Origin of the sequence: Marinobacterium aestuarii (assembly GCF_001651805.1) — a bacterium.
Classification (GTDB): domain Bacteria; phylum Pseudomonadota; class Gammaproteobacteria; order Pseudomonadales; family Balneatricaceae; genus Marinobacterium_A; species Marinobacterium_A aestuarii.
The window spans coordinates 4,022,473-4,043,731 of the sequence record NZ_CP015839.1 but is presented as its reverse complement, the minus strand read 5'-3'; the positions used below and the strand labels follow the sequence as shown (position 1 = coordinate 4,043,731).

Genomic DNA, 21,259 nt, shown 5'->3' with positions numbered 1-21,259 from the left:
CCGCGACGCTTTAAACTTTGATACGACGGGACGGTTAGACAGCCTTTCTGAGTTTCAGTGCATTCACCGCGCAGTCGCCGGTGTGGCGCACGTGTTCCAGCATAATCTCGCCGGCTTGCACGCTGTCTTTTGCCTGCAATGCGTCAAGCAGTGCCTGGTGTTCCTGTACCGATTCCTCCCAGCGATCTTCAGTGCCTATCGCCATGTAACGGCCGCGGCTGGCGCGCATCAGCAGCTGTTCATGCAGGCTGGTAAGGGTGCTGTTGCGGGACATCGCAATGATCATGCGATGAATGTCTTGGTTGAGCTCGAAGTAGTTGTGGCGATCGCCTGCGCTGTACAGAGACTCCAGGCGGATCTGCATCTGTGCCAGCTTTTTCAGTTCGCTGTCGCTGGCGCGGCTTGCCGCCAGTTCCGCTGCCATGCGCTCAAGCCCGCCGATCAGCTCGAACAGCTCGGCAAATTCTTCAGGTGTCAGTACCGCCACGCGGGCGCCACGGTTGGGCTCAATCGAGACCAGGCCTTCGGAGTGCAATACCTTGAGGGCTTCGCGCAGCGGGGTGCGGGAGATTTCCAGCTGTTCACAAAGGGCGCTTTCGTCGATACGTTCGCCTTCGGGCAACTCGCCTTCGATAATCATCGAACGCAGATGATCGGAAATTTCCTCATGCAGCGAGCGTCGTTTCATCGACGTTTTCTTGCGGGGCAGGTTGCTCGTGGTCATGTCAGCCGTCTCTTGTTTTGGCCTGTGGCCTGCCAGGGGCCGCAGTATCGGGCAGCGCAGTTTACGCTGTCAGCCAGTATCAGGAATACATAATTATAACGACTTCGCTGCCGGAAAGCAGTGTGAACAGGGGATCTTGCCGCAGGAAGTTCAGGCGCAGGTGTGGCCAAACGGTGGCGAGAGAGCATGGGGCCTGGCTGCCTTCGGCTTTTGTGCACTATGGCATGGATGCAGGAGCTAGGGCGAAGCAGGATACCCGAGTAGATCAGTGTTAAGTCCGACCGGCTGCTTAGCCCAGAGTTGCGAAGGCAAACTTGAGGGCGCCGGTGGTCACCAGCAGCAGCGCCAGGCCTGCGCCGTAGCACAGGGCAAAACCACGCCAGCCTGACGCTGGCTGTTGGCCGTGGGTCGGCTGCGGATCCGGGGTATTGCTTGCAGTGTTCGTTGAGGTGTTAGCAGGGATGCTCATGGGTGATGGACCTTTTTTGCTGTCTATTCCAAAACTGTTTGTTTAAAAAAACCGTCAGCCCAGGCGTAATGGCGCTGACGGGTGCTTAACAAAGACAAGCCAGGGTGCAAACCGTGAATACGGCTTAATAGCCTTCCTCGAAATCCTCTACCTTGCCGCTGAAAATGCGGTAGCCCCAGAAGGTATAGGCGCAGATCAGGGGTACGAAGATCAGTACGCCCGGCAGCAGGAACTCGAGGCTGGATACCGGCGCCTGGGCCTGCATAAAGGTCAGCTGGCGTGGCACCAGGTAGGGGAATAGCCCCACCACAAGCCCGGCAAATCCCAGTACGAACAGGGCGACCGCGAGAAAGAAGGGTCGCTGCTCATGCTGCGTATCCCCCAGGTCATGGAACAGCAACCAGCCGGCACCCAGGCTCAGCAGTGACAGCGGGCTGAGCAGCAGCAGGTGGTAACCATCGAACCAGCGGGCGCGGATTTCAGGCGCTTCCACCAGGGTCCAGAGGCTGACCAGTGCCATGGCAACCAGTACGGCGACCACCAGACGACGGCCGAGGCGCGCTGCTCTGTCGCGTATCTCGCCGCGACTTTTCATCGCCAGGTAGCAGCTGGCCAGCAGGGCGTAGCCGGCCATGACCGAAAAGGCGGTGAGCACCGCGAAGGGAGACAGCCAGTTCAGGCTCGAGCTGTCGATGGCATTGGCATCCACGCCCTGTACCAGCGCGCCCAGCATCAGGCCCTGACAAAAGGCCGCCACGGTGGAGCCAATGGCAAACGCCTTGTCCCACCAGGGCTTGGAGCGGTGCGCCTTGAAACGGTACTCAAAGGCCACACCGCGAAAGATCAGCGCGATCAGCATGATCATGATGGGCACATAGAGGGTCGAGAGTATGGTGGCGTAGGCCAGCGGAAAGGCGGCGAACAGTATGACGCCGCCGAACACCAGCCAGGTTTCGTTACCGTCCCAGACGTGGGAGATGGAGCGCATCATGTGATCGCGCTGGGACTCGTCATCAAACCAGGGGTACAGGATACCCAACCCGAGGTCGAAGCCATCCAGCACCACGTACATGAGGATGGCAAAGCCCAGCAGCAGGAAGTAGAAAAAAGCCAGTTCCATCAGTGCACCTTCTCGTGAGCATCAAGCTGTTTGACCCAGGCCAGGGCATAGCCCGGGGCATGAGTGCCAATCAGCTGTTCCGGCAGGGAGGCGAAGTCCGGCGGCCCCTTGCGGATCAGCTTGCGCATGAAATACAGGTATACGCCCAGCAGCAGGGTATAGGTGATCACAAACAGGCTGAGGGAAAACAGTACCCGTTCCGCCGGCAGTGGCGACACTACCTCCATGGTGCGCACCAGGCCATGCACCAGCCAGGGCTGACGACCGACCTCCACCACATACCAGCCGGCGAGGGTTGCCAGCACACCGGCGGGTGTCAGCAGGATGCAGGTCCGCAGCAGCAGCGGCGAGCTGTAGAGACGATCCCCGCGACGCAGCCAGAGGCCGTAGAGTGCCACGGCGATCATCAGCACACCCAGGCCCACCATGATGCGGAAGCTGAAGAACACCACGGCCACGGGCGGGCGATCTTCCGGCGGCACGGATTTGAGTCCCTGCAATTCGCCGTCCAGTTCGTGGGTCAGGATCAGGCTGGCAAGCTTGGGTATGGCGATCTCAAAGTGGTTCTCTTCGTCTGTCTTGCTGGGCAGGGCAAACAGCAGCAAGGGTGCGCCGGTTTCGGTTGCGGGCCAGATACCTTCCATCGCCGCCAGCTTGATGGGCTGGTGCTCTTTCACATTCAGGCCGTGCATGTCGCCGACGAAGGCCTGCAGCGGGGTCAGTACCAGGGCGAACCAGAGCGCCATGGAAAAGCCCTTGCGGGCCATGGGCTGGTACTGGCGCTTCAGCAGATAGAAGGCGCTAACGCCGGCCACCACAAAGGTGCCGGTGATCAGGGCGGCCAGCAGCATATGGGTCAAACGGTAGGGCATGGAGGGGTTGAAGATCACCTCCGTCCAGTTGGCGGCATGAAAGACGCCATCGACGATTTCATAGCCCGCCGGGGTCTGCATCCAGGAGTTGGCGGCGATAATCCAGAAGGCCGAAATCCAGGTGCCCAGTGCCACCACGCAGGTGGCAAAGAAATGCAGCTTTTCGCTGACCCGCTGCCAGCCGAACAGCATGACGCCCAGAAAACCGGCTTCAAGGAAGAAGGCGGTCAGTACTTCGTAGGCCATCAGCGGGCCCAGCACCGGGCCGACAATACGGGAGAACTCGGAGAAGTTGGTACCGAACTCGTAGGACAGCACTATCCCCGAGACCACGCCCATGCCAAAGGTAATGGCAAAGGGCTTGATCCAGAACTTGGCCAGCTGCAGATACACCGGATTGCGGGTTTTCAGCCAGAGCCCTTCCCAGATGGCGATAAAGGTCGCCAGACCAATGGTCACGGACGGGAACAGGATGTGAAAGCTGATGGTGAACGCGAACTGCAGCCGCGACAGCAGGGCGGCATCAAGCTCCATGGCTGCGCCCCGCACGCGTGCGCAGATGCTGCATGACGGCCGGCGCACAGGCGATGCCGAGGACGGCGGCGAACATCAGAAACTCGGACATCAGGGCGGGCAGGTTCATGGGTGTATCTCCGTCAGTGAGGGGTGGTCGCTATTATTCCTATGGGTGTGTCTATGCAGGAGGCGTGCCAACACCTAAATGGCTGAAAATGCCTTGATTTCGGTCAATCGAGGGGCGAATATTGCCCGCAAGTGTAAACCTTGTAGACAGTATGTGTCCTTTACCTGTAAACGGTGTTGACGGTTGATGAGCTGGGTAATCGCGTTTGAACTGATGATGCTGGTCACCAGCGGCTGCGCCCTGGTGGTATCGGGCTGGCTGCTGCTGCAGGCCCGTAAAAGGCGCAGCCTGCAGGCGCTGGCGGGCTTTGGTCTGATGATGGCGCTCTGGTGCGGGGGTCATATCGCCATCCAGCAGGGCTGGCATGATGCCGGGGTGCTGCTGATCTTGGCCAACCCGCTGATGCCGACCTTCTTTCTGCACTTTGCGCTGCGTTTCGTGCGCCCGGAAAGGCCCCGGGTGCCGGCCTGGCTGCTCTGGCTGAGTCGCCATATAGTCGCTATTTATGCCACCAGTGTGGCGGTCATACTGCTCAGCTGGGATGGCCCCGGCGGCACAGTGGTGGCGCTCGGGCCTTTCGTCGATTTCTTCGTATTCCGCGGGCTGGGCTGGTTCAATATCGCCTATACGGTGGTGGTGGGGATACTGGCACATCTGGTGCTGGTGTGGGGCCTGAGCGTACACCAGGGCAACCTGCGCCGCTCCATAGTGGCGATGTTTGCCGCCGGCGCCTGGGGCCTGCTGCTGGCCACCAGTTTTATCTTTCCCTCCCTTGGGTTCGACTGGTACCCCTATCCCATGCTGCTGCTGCCCAGCTACGTGGTGCTGCTGGTCTATGGCGTGGTGCGCTATCAGATTCTGGAAGCCAATGACTTCGCCAAACGCACCTTGCTCTGGCTGGTGCTGATGGCGGTGCTGCTGGTACTGATGGCGCTGCTGGGTGTGCTGGCGCGGCACTTTGGTCTGGTGCAGCTTGCCGCCGTACCCCTGTGGCAGTTGTGGATCTGCGCCTTGCTGGCGGTGGCCGTGGCGCTCTTGCTGCGAGGCCCGTTGACAACCCTGTCGGGGCTGCTGATTTACCCCGGCATGCGGCTGGATGAAGCCCTGCTGGAGCGCTGGCTGAGCCGGCTCAAGGCCGAGGATAGCTGGCAGGGGCTGCAGGCCCGTGCCGCTGAGCTGATTTCGGCCCAGGTACGCCAGCCGGTGCATATCCAGCTACAGCACGAGGGGACAGGCGCACCGCTGCGCTGCGAAGGTGAGCTGAGTATTCTGTGTCAGCATCAGGCGCGGGGCTGGCGTTTTCGTCTGCAGGGCTGGGAGGATCTCAAGCCCGGCTTGCGCCTGACCGGCGAGGTATTCGGTTCTCTGTTGTCGACCAGCTGCGGCCTGCTGGAGCGCTCCTTGCAGCTGGCGGAGGCTGAGCGCCGCCGCCTGGCCAGCGAACACCTGGTGGAGCTGGGCAGTCTGTCGGCGGTCATGGCCCACGAACTGCGCAACCCCCTGAATGTGATCTCCATGGCCACGGCGGACTTGCCGGCGGAGCGGCGCAGTCTTATTCAGACTCAACTTGCGCGCGCCGATCGCCAGATCTCGGATCTGCTGCTCTATTCCGGCCGGCTGGAGCTGCACCGCCAACCGGTACAGTTGCAGGCGCTGCTGGACAGCCTGGCGCCGCTGTTCGACTGGCAGCAGACCCGCTTTGAAAGCGAGATACCGCCGGGGCTGATGCTGTCCGCCGACCCCCATCGCCTGCAGCAGGTCTTCACCAACCTGATCGAAAATGCCCTGAGCTTTGTGCGCAATCAGCCCGGCAGTCTTATCAGGGTCGAGTACGATGCCGATGGCGGTTATGTGCGTATTCACAACAATGGCCCGGCGATTGACGCTAGTCTTCATGCGACCCTGTTCCATCCCTTTGTCAGTCGGCGTGCCGGTGGCAGCGGTCTGGGGCTGGCCATAGTGCGCAGGATCATGGATACGCACGGCGGTCATGTGGCACTGCGGGATGACCTGGGCTGGCCGGTAACCTTTGAGCTGGCCTTTGAGCCGAACCCAATACAGGATCTGACATCATGAGCAAGCCCCGTATCCTGCTGATAGACGATGAGCCGGCTTTTCGCTCACTGTGCGAGCAGTGGCTGAGCAACAGCGGCTACGAGGTGCGCGGCGGCGCCAGCCTGGAGGATGCGCGGCTGCAGCTGCAGTCGTTTGATCCGGATCTGCTGCTGCTGGATCTGTCGCTGCCACCGCAGTTTGATCCGGCCCATACCCTGGCGGCCTTGCCGGAGTTTGCCGACCGGCCTGTGATCATCATGACCGGCCATGCCGACCGAACCCTGGCGCTGGAGGCCATTCAGCAGGGTGCCTGGGATTTTCTCGCCAAGCCGCTGGATCCGGACATGCTGGCGGTGGTGGTCAAACGAGCGGTGACCAAGCACCAGCTCAGCCGCGAACTGCAGCAGCTCAAGCAGGCGCCGCGCGAAGCCACGCCGCTGGCCCGGTTGATTGGCAGCTCGGCGTCCATGGCGGCGATACGGGTGCTGGTGGAACGCATCGCCCCCACCGATGCCAGGGTGCTGGTCACCGGGCCCTCAGGTACTGGCAAGGAGGTCATCTCCCGTGCGCTGCATGATCTGAGCCTGCGGGCGAGCGCTCCATTTATCTCGGTACACTGCGGTGCCATTCCGGCGGACCTGCTCGAAAGCGAACTGTTCGGCCATGTGCGCGGTGCCTTTACCGGGGCGGACCGGGATCGCGATGGCCTGCTGAAGCTGGCCGATGGCGGCACCCTGTTTCTGGATGAAATCGGCGAAATGCCGCTGCCCATGCAGGTGAAGCTGTTGCGGGTACTGCAGGAGGGGACCTTCTATCCGGTGGGCGGGCGCAGCCAGCAGCAGATTAATGTGCGGGTGATCTCGGCCACCAATGCCAACCTGCCCGAGCGGGTATTGAAGGGGGATTTTCGCGAGGATCTTTACTACCGCATCAAGGGCGTCACCATCGAAACGCGGCCTCTGGGGGAGCGCGCCGAGGATGTGCCCCTGCTGGTGCGTCATTTCCTGCAGCAGCAGGCCAGTGACTCAGGCGCCACGGCGCTGTTGCTTGATCCCGCCGTGCTCGACTGGCTTATCCACAGGCCCTGGCCCGGTAATGTGCGGGAACTGCGCAATACACTGGAGAGCATCTGTGCCCTGAGCCGTGGTGGGCGGGTTACGCTGGAGGATGTTGCCCTGCTGCACCCGGGCGTACAGCAAGTGGGAGCTGCGCAGCCGGCTTCGGATGCTCCGCTGGATGAACAGGTGAGGGCGCTGGAGATTCGCCTGATTCGTGCGGCTCTGCGTCGCCATGACGACAACCGTACCCATGCGGCGGTCACGCTGGGGTTGTCTCGCCAGGGCTTGCTGAAGAAAATAGAGCGCTATGGACTTCTTTAGCCTTGTGGACAAATAGGTTCCCTCCCTATTTGTCCGTCACGCCATAAAAACGGGCGCAGGTACGCGGACATGCTGGTTTTTCTGGCGTTCGCATTGGCCTGCGGCCAATGATGAAGCATCCCTGCTTCATATAACGAGCCAGCAGGAATAACAGAGTGAGTGCAATTTCAACCAATAGTCATAGCAAACTGATGGGTTACATACTCTGGATTTTGGGGTTTATGGGCGCGCATCGCTTCTATTTCGGGCGTCCGGTCAGCGGTACCCTGTATTTCTTTACCCTGGGGCTGTTCCTGATCGGCTGGATCGTGGACCTGTTTCTGATTCCCTCCATGGATCGCAGCGCCGATATTCGTTACCGCGAGGGCGATACCAACTACAACATCGCCTGGATTCTGCTGACCTTCCTCGGCATCTTCGGCGCGCACCGTTTTTACATGGGTAAATGGCTCAGCGGCCTGCTTTACCTGCTCACCGGCGGCCTGCTGCTCATTGGTGTGATCTACGATTTCTGGACCCTGAACGATCAGGTCAGTGAAAATAACGGCCAGGCACCGGCGACGGGTTTGCGTTAAGCCCCGTTTAGCATTGCCCTTGAACCTTGAACCTTGAACCTTGAACCTTGTTCCTGCTTTTCACCGTCGATTAATGGCAGGTTCATGGGGCAAAACGGACAATCGGCGCCTAGTATTCTGTCGTGCTTGGCCGGTCGTAGTAGATCAGTGTTAAGCCCGACAGGCTGCGAGCTCGGCGGGATCACTCGCCGAGCGTTGATTCGCGGCAATGCATCTGCGAAGCTGCGCATACGATTGGGCACAGGGCCTGATCGCTGTAACGGGGAAAGAGACCTGATGGACGTCAAGTATTCAGAACATCCGGCGATGTTCAAAAACAATCCGCTGGGCTTTCTGTTGTCGATACTGCTGATCCCGGTCGGGGTTGGCATCATTATTCTGCTGGCCTGGTACCTCAAGTGCAAATCCACCCAGCTCGAACTGGTGGGTGATGATCTGGTGCTGGAACGTGGTCTGTTGAGCAAGGATCGCACCGAGCTTTCGCTGAGCAGTGTGCGTACGGTGAATGTTTATCAATCTTTCTTCAACCGTATCTTCGGTGTTGGCAAGATCGCTATCTACACCGCCGGCGACGAAGCCGAAATGGAAGTGGCCGGCCTGCCGGATCCGCACCGTTTGCGTGAACTGATCAAAGAACGCCAGGACGCCTGATATCTATGGCAGGGGATACGGATTCAAAGGACAAACGCGAGGCCCGCACGCTCGCTATCGCGATTGTCGTGCTGTTGGTCCTGTTGCTGGGGGCGGCAGTATTGCTGCTGCCCCAACTGGCGGAGATCAGCCGCGTCAGCCTGGAGCCGGGTCTGGGCCTCAAGGATGCGGCGGTTATTTCCTTCTTTGTCACCATCGCCCTGATGGTGGTATTTGCCATTGCCGCCGGTGATGGTTTTATCGGTGAAATTCAGTTTATGCTGGCGGGCTTTGCCAGCTTCTTTGTGATCATCTGGCTTATGCTGGCCTGGATCTTCTAGGCCAGCAGAAATTTCCTCTAAGTACATGATAAACAACTGTGTTTTTTGCCAGCCTGTGGGCCTTTGCGCGCCCCATCAGCGTGGCTGTGCTTGGACAGTAATAGTTGAAGCAGGTAGACTCGGACGGCCTGTATGGATGTATTTGAGTGCCAAACAGCAGCCTGGGCTTAGTGCCGATACAGGCTGATCAGGCACCCAAATCCGCCGCAGCCATCGCCGACCAGTAGGTAACCCTGTTTTTATATGACAAATAATAATTTGCCGGCGCAAGACTTTTGCTACGAGTCCCTGCGCAAGGTTTCGCGCAGCTTTTACGTCAATACGGTGGCGCTGCGCAACCCCATCCGGGATTACGTCTGCGTGGCCTATCTGCTGTGCCGCATCGCCGATACCATCGAAGATGATCCGGGTTTGTCGGTGGATGCGAAGGCGCAGGGTTTTGTACTGTTCAAGGATGGTCTGAGCCAGGGCGCACCTGTGGCGGCTTGGTGCGATTTTGTTGCAACACTCGATAGCAGCGATGACGAGCAGGAGCTCGCGCTCAATTTTCACACCGTACTGGCACAGTTTTCGGTCTTCCCGCAAAAAATTCGCGACATTATCAGCAAGCATGTGGTCATCATGGCCGATGGCATGCTGCTGTACTGTAACAAGCTGGAAGGGCGACGGGAGTCGATCGAGGACTTCAGTCAGCTGGATGATTACTGCTATTACGTCGCCGGTGTTGTGGGTGAACTGCTGACGGCGGTTTTTTCCGAAGAGATGGATATTCCCCCGGCTGCGCTGGTACAGCTGCAGAAAAATGCCGTGGCCTTCGGCCTGGCGCTGCAGTACGTCAATATCATTAACGACTACTCCACCGACAATGAGCGCGGCATCGTTTTCTGGCCCGATTCCTGTGTACATGATGGCGCTGATGCCCAGAAGCCGCTGCGGGAAATGTCCCGGCGCTGCCTGGGTTACATCGTCGATTCATTCGAATACGTGCGCTACATCCCGCGGAAGGAGCGCTCGGTGCGGGGTTTTTGCCTGTTGCCGCTGTTCTTCGCAGTGGCGACCCTGAAGCAGATCAACCAGGACCGCAGCAGCCAGGGGCATCGACAGAAGGTAAAAATTTCACGCAAGCGCGTGCGCTTTATCTTTTTCTTCGTGATGGCGTTTTCACGTTTTGACTTCATTCTGGACGCTTATTTCAGACGTAACGTCGCCTTCCTGCGCAAGTATCTGGGTGCCTAGTGCCTGGCAGCGCAATTGGACGTACTTCACTTTCCCCTTTGTCCTGAGGTGCTGCCCATGAGTATTTTCGACCAGCCCAAGATCGACTGCCATAACCATATTCTGGATCCGGCGGGCTTTGCCTATGGCACCGATACCCCCTATAGCCCCAGCGGCCACGAGATTGGCACCGCCGCGCAGTTTGCTGCTGTACGCGAGGTCTATGGTGTCAGGCATGCGCTGATTGTGGGGCCCAATTCCGGCTACAACGAAGATAACCGCTGTCTGCTGGATGCGATTGCACGCAGCAATGGGGGTTGCCGTGGTATTGCGGTGGTGCCTAATCAGGTGAGTCGGGCAGAGCTTGAAAGGCTAAAGGCGGCGGGGATCGCAGGGGTGGCGTTTAATGCTACCTATCACAGTGTCGCGCATTATCTCGATACCACAGCACTGCTGCAGATGCTCGCAGAACTCGATCTGTTTGTGCAGGTACAGGTGGAGGGAGATCAGCTGTTGGAGCTGGCGCCATTGTTGCTTGCGTCCCGCGTACGCATCCTGATCGATCATTGTGGACGACCGGTGCCGGAATTGGGGCTGAATCAGCCAGGGTTTCAGGCGTTACTTTCGCTGACAGATACGGGGCGCTGTTTCGTTAAGCTGTCGGGGCAGGCCAAGTTTTCGCGTCAGAGCTATCCCTGGGATGACACCAGGCCTTTTGTACAGGCGTTGCTGCAGGCCTTTACGCCGGATGCCTGTATCTGGGGCTCGGACTGGCCCTTCCTGCGTGCGCCTGAGCGCATGGACTACGGGCTGTTACTGAAACTGCTTGAAGAGCTGATTCCGGATACCGACGATCGGCATCGTGTGCTGTGGCAGACGCCACGGCAGCTGCTGGGCTTTTAAGCGAGTGCTGAAAAGCAGCTTGTTCTGTGTTTTGGCGTAGTAAAGTACGCCAGGGGGCTAGCCAGCGCCTGATTAAGCGTGGCTAACGTCCGCAGTGGTAGTAGTGGTTTTGCAGGCGCAAAACAGTGATTTGACCTTGCCGAACAGCTTGTGCAGAGCTTCGGAGATGTATTCGGCGCGGGCGGCTTCGGCACGCATGCGAATGACTTCGGTTTCGCTCATGCTGGACAGGTCAAGGCGATCCAGCAGTTCAACCAGGCTTGGGTTTTCGATATCGCGGCTCATGGTGTCTCTCCGGTAATAGTGCGTCTGTGTATGGAGCCATAATAGGTGTTATGCCGCACTGCAACAAACGACAACTATTAACTAGAAGGATGAATTTAATTCACTTATGTTTGCCTGATTTAAGCTATGTCGATGTTTTGTAATAAGAAAGGTGTGAATTAGTCATCAAGTGAGAGGGTAATGCCTTCCCTGTCATGACGGGATTGCCGCACGGCGGTAAGCGGGCTTTGCTTGAGCGGCGTGCTTTGCAGGCCTGGGTGTTGGCGTTACTGCCGGGGTATTACTGAAGTTGATGCCAGGAGTGTGAGGCCGCAGAAAGAGCAACGGGAGCTTGGTCGGGTGATCGGTATTCGAGATGCAGAAAGAGAGAGCGGGGATGGGTCAGGTAGCAGCAACCGGATCAGGGCGCTCTGTGGCGTCCTGATCCGGCAGGAGCTTTAACGCTTGCTTTGAAACAGCTCGGGGTCGAGCTCATAGGGCAGATCCTGCAGCGTCAGGGCAGGGCCGCTCTGACTGCCGAGCAGAATGGGCGTGCTCTCGGCCAGATCCTTCACGATCACGGCCAGCAGTTCGAACTCACCCTCAGCGGCGGGCGCTGCCAGCACGACCTTGCCGACATTGTCCTTGTCGGCGCTGTACAGCATTGTGCCTGGCACAGGGCGGCTGTCGCACTGCACGCAGGCTCTGTACATTGGGCGCTTGAGCTGGCCGCGGTGCTGCAGGCGGGTAACGATTTCCTGCCCGGTATAGCAGCCCTTGGTAAAGCTGACACCGTGCAGGGCCTGCAGGTTGGTCATCTGGGGGATAAAGCCTTCAACGGTTTCGGCGCGCAGATCCGGAATGGCGGCGCGAATTTCGTCCAGCTCCCAGCGATCGGTAGTGCCCAGCGGGGCGAATTCAATCAGCTCCGGCAGCAGCGCCAGTGCCTTGTCTTTTGGCAGCCAGATTTCAAAGCGCTTGCCGGGCACGCGCACCGCCAGGATGCCTTCACTGGCATAGACGCCATCGACTTCGCTCGGCACCTGGCCCAGTACCTTCTCTACCAGCACGGCGGCGCCCGGGCCGCTGCAGCCAAGCCCGACCAGGTCATCACTCAGATCAGTGGCCTGGGCCTTGGAAAACACCATGTATTTCTTCAGCAGCGTCTGGGTGTTTGGCAGCAGCTCACGCTGACCGCGCAGCCAGAAGCCGTCCGGTGCACGCATCACGCGCACCAGACTGTGCATATGGCCCTTGATGTTGCAGTGGGCACCCAGACGGCTGCCCAGGGTGCTGACATCCTTCAGGTCGCAGCTGAGCTGGCCCTGCAGGAATTTTTCGGCATCGGGGCCCAGCACGCTGAATACGCCCTGGTGTACCAGGGGAGTGAGTCTTGTATCTGATTCCCGGTCGGCGACATGCAGGATACGATCACCGCTGTCGTTGAGGGTTGCGCCCAGGGCGCGAATTTTATCCAGCCATTCACTCATCGGTTTCGGTCTCTTGTTGTTCAGGCGCGCTCTGGCTGCCGATCTGCTGGCCAAGACGCAGCGCGTGCTCGGCGGCAAGCCCCTGGCTCCACTGCATGGCCTCTGGGCCAAACAGCAGTATCACCGTGGAGCCCAGTTTGAAACGGCCCATCTCGGCACCCTGCTCAAGGTGGATATTGGCCGCAGGCTGAGCATTGAAGCGGGTATGCAGCGGCGTCTTCAGTACCGGTGCCACCTGACCTGCCCAGACGGTCTCGATGCCGGCGACGACCATGGCGCCCACCAGAATCATGGCCATGGGGCCTGCCTCGGTATCAAAAATCGCCACCAGACGTTCGTTGCGGGCAAACAGCTGGTCAACATTGGCCGCCGTGGTCTGGTTCACCGAGTACAGATCCCCCGGGATATACAGGGTTTCACGCAGGGTGCCGGCGATGGGCATATGAACCCGGTGATAATCCTTGGGTGCTAAATAGATGGTGGCGAACTGGCCATTTTTAAAGGGCTCGGCCATCGCCAAGTCGCCGCCAAGCAGGGTGCTGAGGCCATAGCCGCGTCCCTTTGCCTGGAAAATTCGGCCATGGTCAATGGAGCCCAGCTGGCTGACAGCACCGTCGGCCGGGCTGATGATGCCGCCGGGGCTTGTGTCCAGCACGCGGGCGTCGGGCTTGAGTGCGCGGGTGAAGAAGGCGTTGAAATTGGGGTAGGCGCGCAGGTCTTCAATCTGTGCTTCCTGCATGTTGACGCCGTAGCGCTTGGCGAACCAGCCGATAAAGGTGTTCTTGATCCAGGGTGTGCGGCATTCCGCCAGGGCGCCGGTGAGGCGTGACAGCAGATGCTGGGGCAACAGGTGTTGCAGCAGGATAAACAGCTTGTCTTTCAACGTTGAAACGTCCTTATAGGGATGAAATCTCAGGATTCTGTGGGTGTGTCGTCGCGGTTGCCCCACTCGAACCAGGAACCGTCGTAGCAGCGCACCTGCTCAAACCCCAGGTGCCTGGCCACCAGATAGGTGAGGCCGGAACGGCGGTGAGTCTGGCAGTGGGTGATCACCTGATGGTCGGGGGTGATACCCCGGGCGCGCAGGGTTGCCAGCAGCTCGGCATCGGGCCTCAGGCGGGTGTCGTTCGGGCTGATCAGGCTGTCGGTCCATTCGAACCAGCGTGCACCGGGAATATGGCCGCCTTTTTTGGCGTTGACGATTTTTTCGCCGCGGTATTCCGCTTCGGTGCGGGCGTCCCAGATGCGCAGATCCGCATCGCCCAGGTGCGCCAGTATGTGCTCCACATCGGCGACGAGGGAGCGATCGATCGCCGCCTCGAACTGGCTGGCGCTGGCCGTGTTTACACCGCTTTCAAGCGCCTGGCCGGCCTGTGTCCAGGCCTGCAGCTGACCGTTGAGAAAGGATACACGGTTGTGGCCGACGCAGTGCAGCGTCCAGACCATGCGCCCGGCCAGTGCGCCCATCTGGTCGTCGTACACCACCACATGGCGTTCGGGTGTGAGGCCCAGGCTCGAAAACAGTGCGCTGAGCTGCTCGCGGCTCGGCAGCTTGTTGGGCACGGGCGCCGTGCCGCACAGCAGCAGGGCTGGGTCCACATGCAGGGCATGGGGTATATGCCCTTGCTGGTAAGTCGCGACTTTGGACAGGTCGAGAATCAGCAGTGACGGGTCGTCCAGGTTTGACGCCAGTTGGGATGCATCGATCACGAGTGGGAGCGGGGTCATCTGTGCCTCCGTAAACTCTGGGGATTGGCGATCATATAGGTTTCACGGGGATTTTACATGCCGTGGCCCCAAATTGGGATTAGGCGCCGCAGGGCTGCCGCCGCAGTGGCGTTTAGGCCTGGCCTAGCATGCGATCCAGCGCGCCGCTGGCGGCGGTGCACAGGGCGCGGAACTGGTCGCGGTGAAAGCTTTCCAGCGTCGAGGTTGCGTTGCCAAGATCGCCGTAGAGCAATGCCACCGGCTTGCCGTGGGCAAAGATGCACATCATCAGGCCATCCTGTTCGCCCAGTGCCGCGCGGTAGGATGTCGGCAGCATGGGCAGCAGGCGCGGGCGGGTGCTGGCACTGAGCCAGATGCAGCCGGGGCGGGTGCAGAGCTGTTTGAGTAGCAGTGAACGGTCGAGCTCGGCTTCCAGTCGGGTGATGGGGTCATCATCATCGATACCCATAACCTGGGCGGTCTTGAGCTGCTGTTTCGAGCGTACGACCTGCAGTGCCAGCCGGTTAAGCCCCAGGCCCTGGGAGAGCCCGAGCAGCAATCCCTGCAGGATATGCCCCGGGCGCGTGTAGAGGTTGTAGCCGTGCAGCAGGCGCTGATTGATCTGCTGATAGGCCTGGGCATCGGCAAAGGTCGCCGCTGGCGTCTGGCTGGCAAGGCTGGGGTCGGGCAAAGGCGCCGGTTCCGGATATCGGCCGCTGTAACGCTGCAGCTCGCGCTCGCCCAGGGTCTGGTCGAGCTGGCTGTCCGATGTAATGAAAAGCATCTCGGCAGCCGGCGCCAGGGTGCCGGGTACATGGTATTGCTGAGCGGCCAGGGCACAGTTCTGATGGATTAGCGCTGTGGTTTGTTGCAGCTCCTTGCCCAGATAGTCGTTGACGATGTCGTACATGCCCAGCGCCCGGGTGGTACTCCAGCCCAGCTGAGTGGTCTGAACCAGCCAGTTGGCCAGCTTGACCGGGAAAAAGTGCTGCTGCAGCAGATGGCTGAGGCTGCGCAGGTCATCCTTGTTGAGGCGCGGGTCACTCAGGCTGCGCTGGTGCAGTTTGTCCAGAGTGCGGCGCGAGGGTGAGGTTTCATTGTCCAGCGCAGCGATAATCAGCGGGGGCAACTGCCAGGCCTGGGCCAGCCCCAGTGATATCTGCTGGACGCTGCAGCCCAGGGTTTCGATCTGCGCATCAATGGGGTCCAGCCCTGCGTCACGGATACGGCAGTGGATGCGGTGCATGTGCAGCGGCGCGTGGCGCCACAGGGACCAGAAACCCACGCCATAGCACAGGGCCGCGACCCAGCCTTTTTCGGCGTAGGTGGCATGGCGTGCCCGCAGCCACTGGACACACTGGGTGGCGGCGTGATGGCTGTTGGCGATGGCGCGAAAATACTGCAGTTCGGCGCTGCAGCTGGCATGCAGGCGCAAGGCTTCGCACTCCTTGGCCAGCTGCCCGAGGCGCTCCATGCCCAGTGAGCCGATGGCGTGGTCGATACCGGTGACGTCCGAGCCTTTGCGGGCATGCAGCGCCTGGGCCAGGCGTACCACCTGCAGGCAGAGCACGGGGTCGGCCTTGATGATGGCGGTAATGCTCATCAGGGTGCCGCGATCGGATGCCGTTTCGCGCTTCAGACGCTGCAGGCTGGAGAGCCGGGTAGGCAGTGGGCGGTCGGCCAGGTATGTGGTCCAGGCGGTGGCACTGAACAGAGGCTGCTCCAGTGCTTCAGTGCCGTCTGCGCTGTCGTTGGCGTTGTCGTCTGCTGCGTCGCTGGACGGATCATGCATCGAGAGGCCCTGTTGTCAGTGACTGCTATTCGGTGCCAGCAAGGTCTGGCGGATATGCTGAAAGCTGCGTACCCGGGTGGCGCTGATTTCGTTCTGCTCGATCGCACCCTTGATGGCGCAGCCCGGTTCCTGTTCGTGGCGGCAATCCCGAAAACGGCACAGGCCCAGGTAGGGGTGAAACTCGCGAAAGCCTTCGATCAGGCGTTCCGGTTCCAGATGCCAGAGGCCAAATTCGCGGATGCCGGGGGAGTCGATCAGGTCGCCGCCATCGGGGAAGTGAAACAGGCGCGCCGTGGTGGTGGTGTGGCGGCCCTTGCGGGTCTGGGCGGAGAGCTCGCCGACACGGATATCGACACCCGGCAACAGGCTGTTGATCAGGGATGACTTGCCCACGCCCGACTGGCCGACAAAGACGCTGACGCGGCCGTCTAGCATTGCCTTGAGCTCGGTCAGGGCGTCGTCGCCATTGGCCGAGGTGGTCAGTATCTTGTATCCGATGCGCTGGTAGGTATCGAGCATGGCCAGGAGTTCGTCGCGATTGCCGTCGTGCAGCAGGTCGGACTTGTTGAGCAGAATCACCGGTTCGATACCGCTGAGCTCAGATGCCACCAGGTAACGGTCAACCAGGTTGGCAAAGGGGGTGGGTTCCACCGCGATAGTGACGACGATAAAGTCGATATTGGCCGCCACCGGGCGCAGTTCGCCCTGGGGGTTGGGGCGTACCAGCTCTGTCTGGCGTGGCAGTTGTGCCACCACGACGCCGCCTTCGGTGCCGGCGCGCCAGATGATGCGATCGCCGGTGACCAGCTGGCCGAGGTTGGTGCGCATATGGCAGCGGGTAATGATGCCGGCCTGTTCACCGTCCAGGCCTTCGACATCCACCTGACGGCCGAAATGGGAAATGATCAGGCCGTGCTGTTCCTGTCCCAGCTCGCCACCTTCCAGCTGCTCGTCCACGACATCGTCGCGTTTGCTGGCGCGGGCGGTACGCTCCTGCTGGATCTTTTCTACCCGCCAGGACTGGCGGCGGGTCAGTTTGCGCTTAGACATCAATCTCCCGGCTGCGCCCTGTGGCACGGACAAGGATTCGTGGCCTGCGGTGCAGCGCTTTCGTAGGTATTCGGATAGGGCGTAAGGTATTCTATTCCGGATCAAATTAGTAGTGGCCAGCGCAGGAGAGCGGCGTCCCATGAGCAATAGTAATCAGTCCGACAGTACCCCTAACGACAGTAATTCACGCAGCACCAATCTTATCTGGATCGACCTGGAAATGACCGGCCTCGAGCCTGAGTACGACACCATTATCGAGATCGCTACCATAGTGACGGACGCAAACCTCAATCTGATTGCCGAGGGCCCGAGCCTTGCGGTGCATCAGAGCGATGCAGCGCTCGAGGCCATGGATGAGTGGTGCACACGCCAGCATGGCCAGTCGGGTCTTACCCAGCGGGTGCGCGAAAGTGTGTTTGGCGAGCGCGACGCCGAGCTGCAGACGCTGGAATTCCTGCAAAAGCATGTGGACCAGGGAGCCTCCCCCATGTGCGGTAACAGCATCGGCCAGGACCGGCGTTTCCTGGACAAGTACATGCCGGAACTCGAGGCCTTCTTTCATTACCGCAATCTGGATGTCAGTACTCTTAAAGAGCTGGCCAGACGCTGGAAACCCGAGGTACTGGAGGGCGTTAAAAAGAAGGGTTCGCACCTGGCGCTGGATGATATCCGCGATTCCATCAGTGAGCTCAGCCATTACCGGCAGCACTTTATCAAGCTCTGAGTGCTGCTTGCATTGGCAAAACGGGATCAGTCCGCCAGCTTGCGGGCACGGGGGTGATCCAGGATGGGGTGTGCAGGGTGCATCCCAACAGCGCGCGCCACCTCTGTGGTGTGGGTGGCTGCGCGCTCTTGCAACTGCGCCAGCGCCCACTGCACATGCTCCTGCACCAGGGGCGAGGGGTCGGATAGCCTGGCCTGGAGCGCGGCTATCACCTCTGCGCCACCGTTGCTGTTGCCCAGCGCTATGGCAATATTTCGCAGCCAGCCCTGGTAACCGGTGCGCCGAATGGCCGAGCCTTCGGTCTTGTGCAGAAACTGGGCTTCATCCCAGCCAAATAGCTCGGTCAGGTCTATATCGTCCAGCTGGTGGCGGGGCTTGAAGTCCGTTTCAGTGCTGTGGCTGGCAAAGCGGTTCCAGGGGCAGATCAGCTGGCAGTCGTCGCAGCCAAAGATGCGATTACCCATCAGCGGGCGCAGCTCGGGGTCGATGCTGCCCTTGTACTCGATGGTCAGGTAGGAGATGCAGCGCCTGGCATCCAGTACATGGGGTGCCGGAAATGCCTGGGTCGGGCAGACGTCCATGCAGGCGCTGCAGCGGCCACAGTGATCCTCGGTGTAGGGCGCATCCACCGGCAGCGGCAGGTCGATGAACAGCTCGCCCAGCAGAAACCAGGAGCCGGCTTCGCGGTTGAGGATCAGGCTGTGCTTGCCCTGCCAGCCGATACCGGCTTCGCGGGCCAGCGGGCGTTCCAGCACAGGGGCGCTGTCGACAAAGGCGCGATATCCCAGGGTTTCGCAGGCCTCCTCGATGCGCTGGCCCAGGCGGGTCAGGCGCTTGCGCAGGGTCTTGTGGTAATCACGCCCAAGGGTGTAGCGGGCTATATAGGCCTTGTCGGGCTGCTTTAGGATTTTCAGTGTCTGGGTGTCGGGGGGCAGGTAGTCCATGCGTACCGAGATAATGCGCTGCGTGCCCGGCACCAGCAGTGACGGGTCCAGCCGTTTTTCGAAGTGGTTTTCCAGATAGCCCATGTCGCCCTGATAGCCCTGATCGAGCCAGGCCTGCAACTTGGGGCCTTCGGCTGAAAGGTCGGTGCCGGTAATGCCACACTGCTGAAAACCGAGTTCCTGCGCCCAGTTTTTAATCTGCGCGGCCAGTTGGCTGAGCTGTTCAGGTGAAAGCCGGTTCATGACGTGTATCGTCCGCCGGACGATCCTTTATAATGTGGCCAATTCAAGGAGATACCTATGCCTGTCATGAGAGCGGAACTGCCGGCCACATTATACACGGCACAACAAAGTCGCGCGCTGGATCAGACCGCCATCGAACAATACGGCCTGCCGGGCTTCAAGCTGATGCAGCGTGCCGGCCATGCGACCTTCGCGACCCTGCTGCATCATTGGCCGCAGCTGCAGTCGCTGACCATTCTGTGCGGTAGCGGCAATAACGGCGGCGATGGCTTTGTGGTCGCGGGTCTGGCGCATCAGCGTGGGCTAGATGTGCAGCTGCTCTGTGTGGGTGATGATGATTTTGAACGCAAGCTGCGGGGTGAGGCGCTGGATGCCTGGCGCTGGAGCCAGGCGCTGGGCGTGGAAGCTCAGGCCTATACGTCTGAACTAGAGCTGCGCGGTGAGGTGCTGGTGGACGCCATGCTGGGTACTGGCCTTGCCGGGCCGGTGCGCGGTGCAGCGGAGCGGGCGATTCGGCACTGCAACCGCAGTCCGCAGCCGGTGCTGGCGGTGGATATTCCTTCCGGGCTGTGCAGTGATACAGGCGCGGTACTCGGAATGGCAGTTCGGGCTGCGGTGACCATCACTTTTATTGGTCTCAAGCAGGGGCTCTTTACCCATCAGGCGGTGGATTATACCGGCCAGGTGGAGTTTGACGGCCTGCTGGTACCGGAAGCTGTGTATGAGGATGTGCCGGTCAGTGCTTTTCGCACCCAGACCGAAGATCTGGCCCAGGCGCTGGGGCCCCGTCGTCGCAGCAGTCACAAGGGCGATTCCGGTCATGTCATGGTCATTGGCGGTGATCTGGGGTTTGGTGGCGCGGGTATTCTCGCCGCCCAGGCGGCGTTGCGCAGTGGCGCAGGCCTGGTTTCCCTGGCCATCAGGCCTGAATATGTGTCGGCCGCGCTGGCGCGTCAGCCCGAGCTGATGGTGCACGGCGTGAATTCCGGTCAGGATCTGGAGCCGCTACTGGAACGGGCGGATATTCTGGTGATAGGGCCGGGCCTGGGGCGCAATGCCTGGGGTGATCAGCTGCTGCTGCAGGCCCTGCAGAGCGAAAAACCCATGGTGGTGGACGCCGATGGCCTGAATCTGCTGGCTGAGAAAAACTGGCTGCACAGCGCCCGGCGCGCCAACTGGATACTGACGCCGCACCCGGGCGAAGCCGCCCGCCTGCTGGCCGATGATGCCGCTGCTGTGAACCAGGACCGATTTGCCTCCGTTGAGCGACTGCAGGCAAACTGCGGTGGCGTGGCGGTGCTCAAGGGCGCCGGAACCCTGAGCTGCGATGGCGATGCGCTGCATCTGTGCGCGGCGGGCAACCCCGGCATGGCAGTGGGTGGCATGGGGGATGTGCTGGCCGGTATCATCGGCGGTTTATGGGCGCAGGGGCTCAAGCCCGTCGATGCGGCGCGCCTGGGGGTTTATGTACATGCCCGTGCAGGCGATATGCAGGCCGCGGAGTGCGGTGAGCGCGGTCTGCTGCCGGGAGATCTGTTGCCGCGCATCCAGGCGCTGGTGAGCGGACTGCACGAATAAGTTTATCCGGGCCGGATGCCGGTTCAGCTAGCGGATCAATACGATGACAGAACGATTTGTATACGGCGCCAGGCATGAAGACGCCATGGTGAACTTTGGTGAGGTGCTGGGGCGGGCCTGCGCCGGGCGCGGGATCCTATTCCTGCACGGGGATCTGGGGATGGGCAAGACCACGCTCTGTCGTGGGATCTTGCGTGCCTATGGCCACCATGGTTCGGTCAAAAGTCCGACCTATACTTTGGTGGAACCCTATGATCTGGGGGGGCGCAGGTTGTATCATTTCGATCTGTATCGTCTGGCAGACCCTGAAGAGCTTGAGTATCTGGGGATCAGGGACTATTTCGAAGACGACGACCTCTGTCTGATTGAGTGGCCCCAGCGGGGCGCGGGCTGGTTGCCGCGACCGGATCTGGAGGTGACAATCTCGGTCGAAGGTCAGGGGCGCAGTATTGAGTGCCATGCACAGACAGCACGGGGACAGCAGATTCTGGCGTCTTTGCTAGCGGACAATGACCGGATCGCAAAACAGGGGTAACGCGGT

The 21,259-nt window shown here is 60.4% G+C and carries 21 protein-coding genes; 10 read left to right on the top strand and 11 right to left on the bottom strand.

Annotated elements, in window-relative coordinates; genetic code table 11:
• Nucleotides 1-34: 34 nt before the first annotated feature.
• The 4 genes from A8C75_RS17615 to A8C75_RS17600 all read right to left on the bottom strand — a co-directional run bounded on the left by A8C75_RS17615 (nt 35) and on the right by A8C75_RS17600 (nt 3,719).
• Nucleotides 35-724 (bottom strand): GntR family transcriptional regulator, encoded by a 690-nt coding sequence (locus A8C75_RS17615; RefSeq protein WP_067385422.1) that lies wholly within the window; start codon nt 722-724, stop codon nt 35-37.
• A 289-nt stretch (nt 725-1,013) separates the two neighbouring features.
• Nucleotides 1,014-1,193 carry a hypothetical protein gene (locus tag A8C75_RS17610; protein WP_067385419.1) on the bottom strand — a complete coding sequence of 60 codons (180 nt, stop codon included), beginning with the start codon at nt 1,191-1,193 and terminating at the stop codon, nt 1,014-1,016.
• 124 nt (nt 1,194-1,317) lie between these two features.
• Nucleotides 1,318-2,313 carry a cytochrome d ubiquinol oxidase subunit II gene (gene cydB, locus A8C75_RS17605; protein WP_067385417.1) on the bottom strand — a complete coding sequence of 332 codons (996 nt, stop codon included), beginning with the start codon at nt 2,311-2,313 and terminating at the stop codon, nt 1,318-1,320.
• Nucleotides 2,313-3,719: a cytochrome ubiquinol oxidase subunit I gene (locus A8C75_RS17600; RefSeq protein ID WP_067385416.1), complete on the bottom strand. Its 1,407-nt coding sequence runs from the start codon at nt 3,717-3,719 to the stop codon at nt 2,313-2,315. The genes cydB and A8C75_RS17600 overlap by 1 nt, the downstream gene beginning before the upstream one ends.
• A gap of 295 nt (nt 3,720-4,014) precedes the next feature.
• Between A8C75_RS17600 and A8C75_RS17595 the strand changes: the two genes are divergently transcribed.
• The 7 genes from A8C75_RS17595 (at nt 4,015) to A8C75_RS17565 (ending at nt 10,926) form a co-directional block, all read left to right on the top strand.
• Nucleotides 4,015-5,904 (top strand): sensor histidine kinase, encoded by a 1,890-nt coding sequence (locus A8C75_RS17595; protein WP_067385414.1) that lies wholly within the window; start codon nt 4,015-4,017, stop codon nt 5,902-5,904.
• A complete protein-coding gene (locus tag A8C75_RS17590) occupies nt 5,901-7,262 on the top strand; it encodes a sigma-54-dependent transcriptional regulator (RefSeq protein WP_067385412.1) in 1,362 nt (453 codons plus the stop codon). The genes A8C75_RS17595 and A8C75_RS17590 overlap by 4 nt, the downstream gene beginning before the upstream one ends.
• Before the next feature lie 155 nt (nt 7,263-7,417).
• Nucleotides 7,418-7,837, top strand: coding sequence for an NINE protein (locus A8C75_RS17585; RefSeq protein WP_257737050.1), 420 nt, complete (start codon nt 7,418-7,420; stop codon nt 7,835-7,837).
• 276 nt (nt 7,838-8,113) lie between these two features.
• A complete protein-coding gene (locus A8C75_RS17580) occupies nt 8,114-8,488 on the top strand; it encodes a PH domain-containing protein (protein WP_067287168.1) in 375 nt (124 codons plus the stop codon).
• A gap of 5 nt (nt 8,489-8,493) precedes the next feature.
• Nucleotides 8,494-8,808: a hypothetical protein gene (locus A8C75_RS17575; protein ID WP_067385410.1), complete on the top strand. Its 315-nt coding sequence runs from the start codon at nt 8,494-8,496 to the stop codon at nt 8,806-8,808.
• A gap of 243 nt (nt 8,809-9,051) precedes the next feature.
• Complete coding sequence (locus tag A8C75_RS17570; protein WP_067385408.1) at nt 9,052-10,044, top strand: squalene/phytoene synthase family protein; 993 nt, start codon at nt 9,052-9,054, stop codon at nt 10,042-10,044.
• Nucleotides 10,045-10,101: 57 nt separating this feature from the next.
• A complete protein-coding gene (locus tag A8C75_RS17565) occupies nt 10,102-10,926 on the top strand; it encodes an amidohydrolase family protein (protein ID WP_067385406.1) in 825 nt (274 codons plus the stop codon).
• 72 nt (nt 10,927-10,998) lie between these two features.
• Here the strand turns inward: A8C75_RS17565 and A8C75_RS17560 are convergent, their stop codons facing one another.
• The 6 genes from A8C75_RS17560 to rsgA all read right to left on the bottom strand — a co-directional run bounded on the left by A8C75_RS17560 (nt 10,999) and on the right by rsgA (nt 17,229).
• Entirely contained in the window at nt 10,999-11,211 is a 213-nt protein-coding gene (locus A8C75_RS17560) for a hypothetical protein (RefSeq protein WP_067385404.1), read from the bottom strand.
• A 437-nt stretch (nt 11,212-11,648) separates the two neighbouring features.
• Nucleotides 11,649-12,680: a CAF17-like 4Fe-4S cluster assembly/insertion protein YgfZ gene (gene ygfZ / locus A8C75_RS17555; protein WP_084784130.1), complete on the bottom strand. Its 1,032-nt coding sequence runs from the start codon at nt 12,678-12,680 to the stop codon at nt 11,649-11,651.
• Nucleotides 12,673-13,563, bottom strand: coding sequence for an archaetidylserine decarboxylase (gene asd, locus A8C75_RS17550; protein WP_067385402.1), 891 nt, complete (start codon nt 13,561-13,563; stop codon nt 12,673-12,675). The genes ygfZ and asd overlap by 8 nt, the downstream gene beginning before the upstream one ends.
• A gap of 29 nt (nt 13,564-13,592) precedes the next feature.
• Nucleotides 13,593-14,408, bottom strand: coding sequence for a sulfurtransferase (locus A8C75_RS17545; protein WP_067385400.1), 816 nt, complete (start codon nt 14,406-14,408; stop codon nt 13,593-13,595).
• A gap of 112 nt (nt 14,409-14,520) precedes the next feature.
• A complete protein-coding gene (locus A8C75_RS17540) occupies nt 14,521-16,179 on the bottom strand; it encodes an HDOD domain-containing protein (protein WP_067385398.1) in 1,659 nt (552 codons plus the stop codon).
• A 15-nt stretch (nt 16,180-16,194) separates the two neighbouring features.
• Nucleotides 16,195-17,229 carry a small ribosomal subunit biogenesis GTPase RsgA gene (gene rsgA, locus A8C75_RS17535; RefSeq protein WP_067385396.1) on the bottom strand — a complete coding sequence of 345 codons (1,035 nt, stop codon included), beginning with the start codon at nt 17,227-17,229 and terminating at the stop codon, nt 16,195-16,197.
• A gap of 139 nt (nt 17,230-17,368) precedes the next feature.
• On the opposite strand from rsgA, the gene orn reads away from it, so the two are divergent.
• Nucleotides 17,369-17,953: an oligoribonuclease gene (gene orn, locus A8C75_RS17530; protein WP_067385394.1), complete on the top strand. Its 585-nt coding sequence runs from the start codon at nt 17,369-17,371 to the stop codon at nt 17,951-17,953.
• Nucleotides 17,954-17,979: 26 nt separating this feature from the next.
• Here orn and queG read toward each other — a convergent pair whose 3' ends face one another.
• Nucleotides 17,980-19,140 (bottom strand): tRNA epoxyqueuosine(34) reductase QueG, encoded by a 1,161-nt coding sequence (queG, locus tag A8C75_RS17525; RefSeq protein WP_067385392.1) that lies wholly within the window; start codon nt 19,138-19,140, stop codon nt 17,980-17,982.
• A 57-nt stretch (nt 19,141-19,197) separates the two neighbouring features.
• Between queG and A8C75_RS17520 the strand changes: the two genes are divergently transcribed.
• Both A8C75_RS17520 and tsaE read left to right on the top strand, forming a co-directional pair.
• Entirely contained in the window at nt 19,198-20,718 is a 1,521-nt protein-coding gene (locus tag A8C75_RS17520; RefSeq protein ID WP_067385390.1) for a bifunctional ADP-dependent NAD(P)H-hydrate dehydratase/NAD(P)H-hydrate epimerase, read from the top strand.
• A gap of 43 nt (nt 20,719-20,761) precedes the next feature.
• Nucleotides 20,762-21,253: a tRNA (adenosine(37)-N6)-threonylcarbamoyltransferase complex ATPase subunit type 1 TsaE gene (gene tsaE / locus A8C75_RS17515; RefSeq protein ID WP_067385388.1), complete on the top strand. Its 492-nt coding sequence runs from the start codon at nt 20,762-20,764 to the stop codon at nt 21,251-21,253.
• The last annotated feature ends 6 nt before the right edge of the window (nt 21,254-21,259 follow it).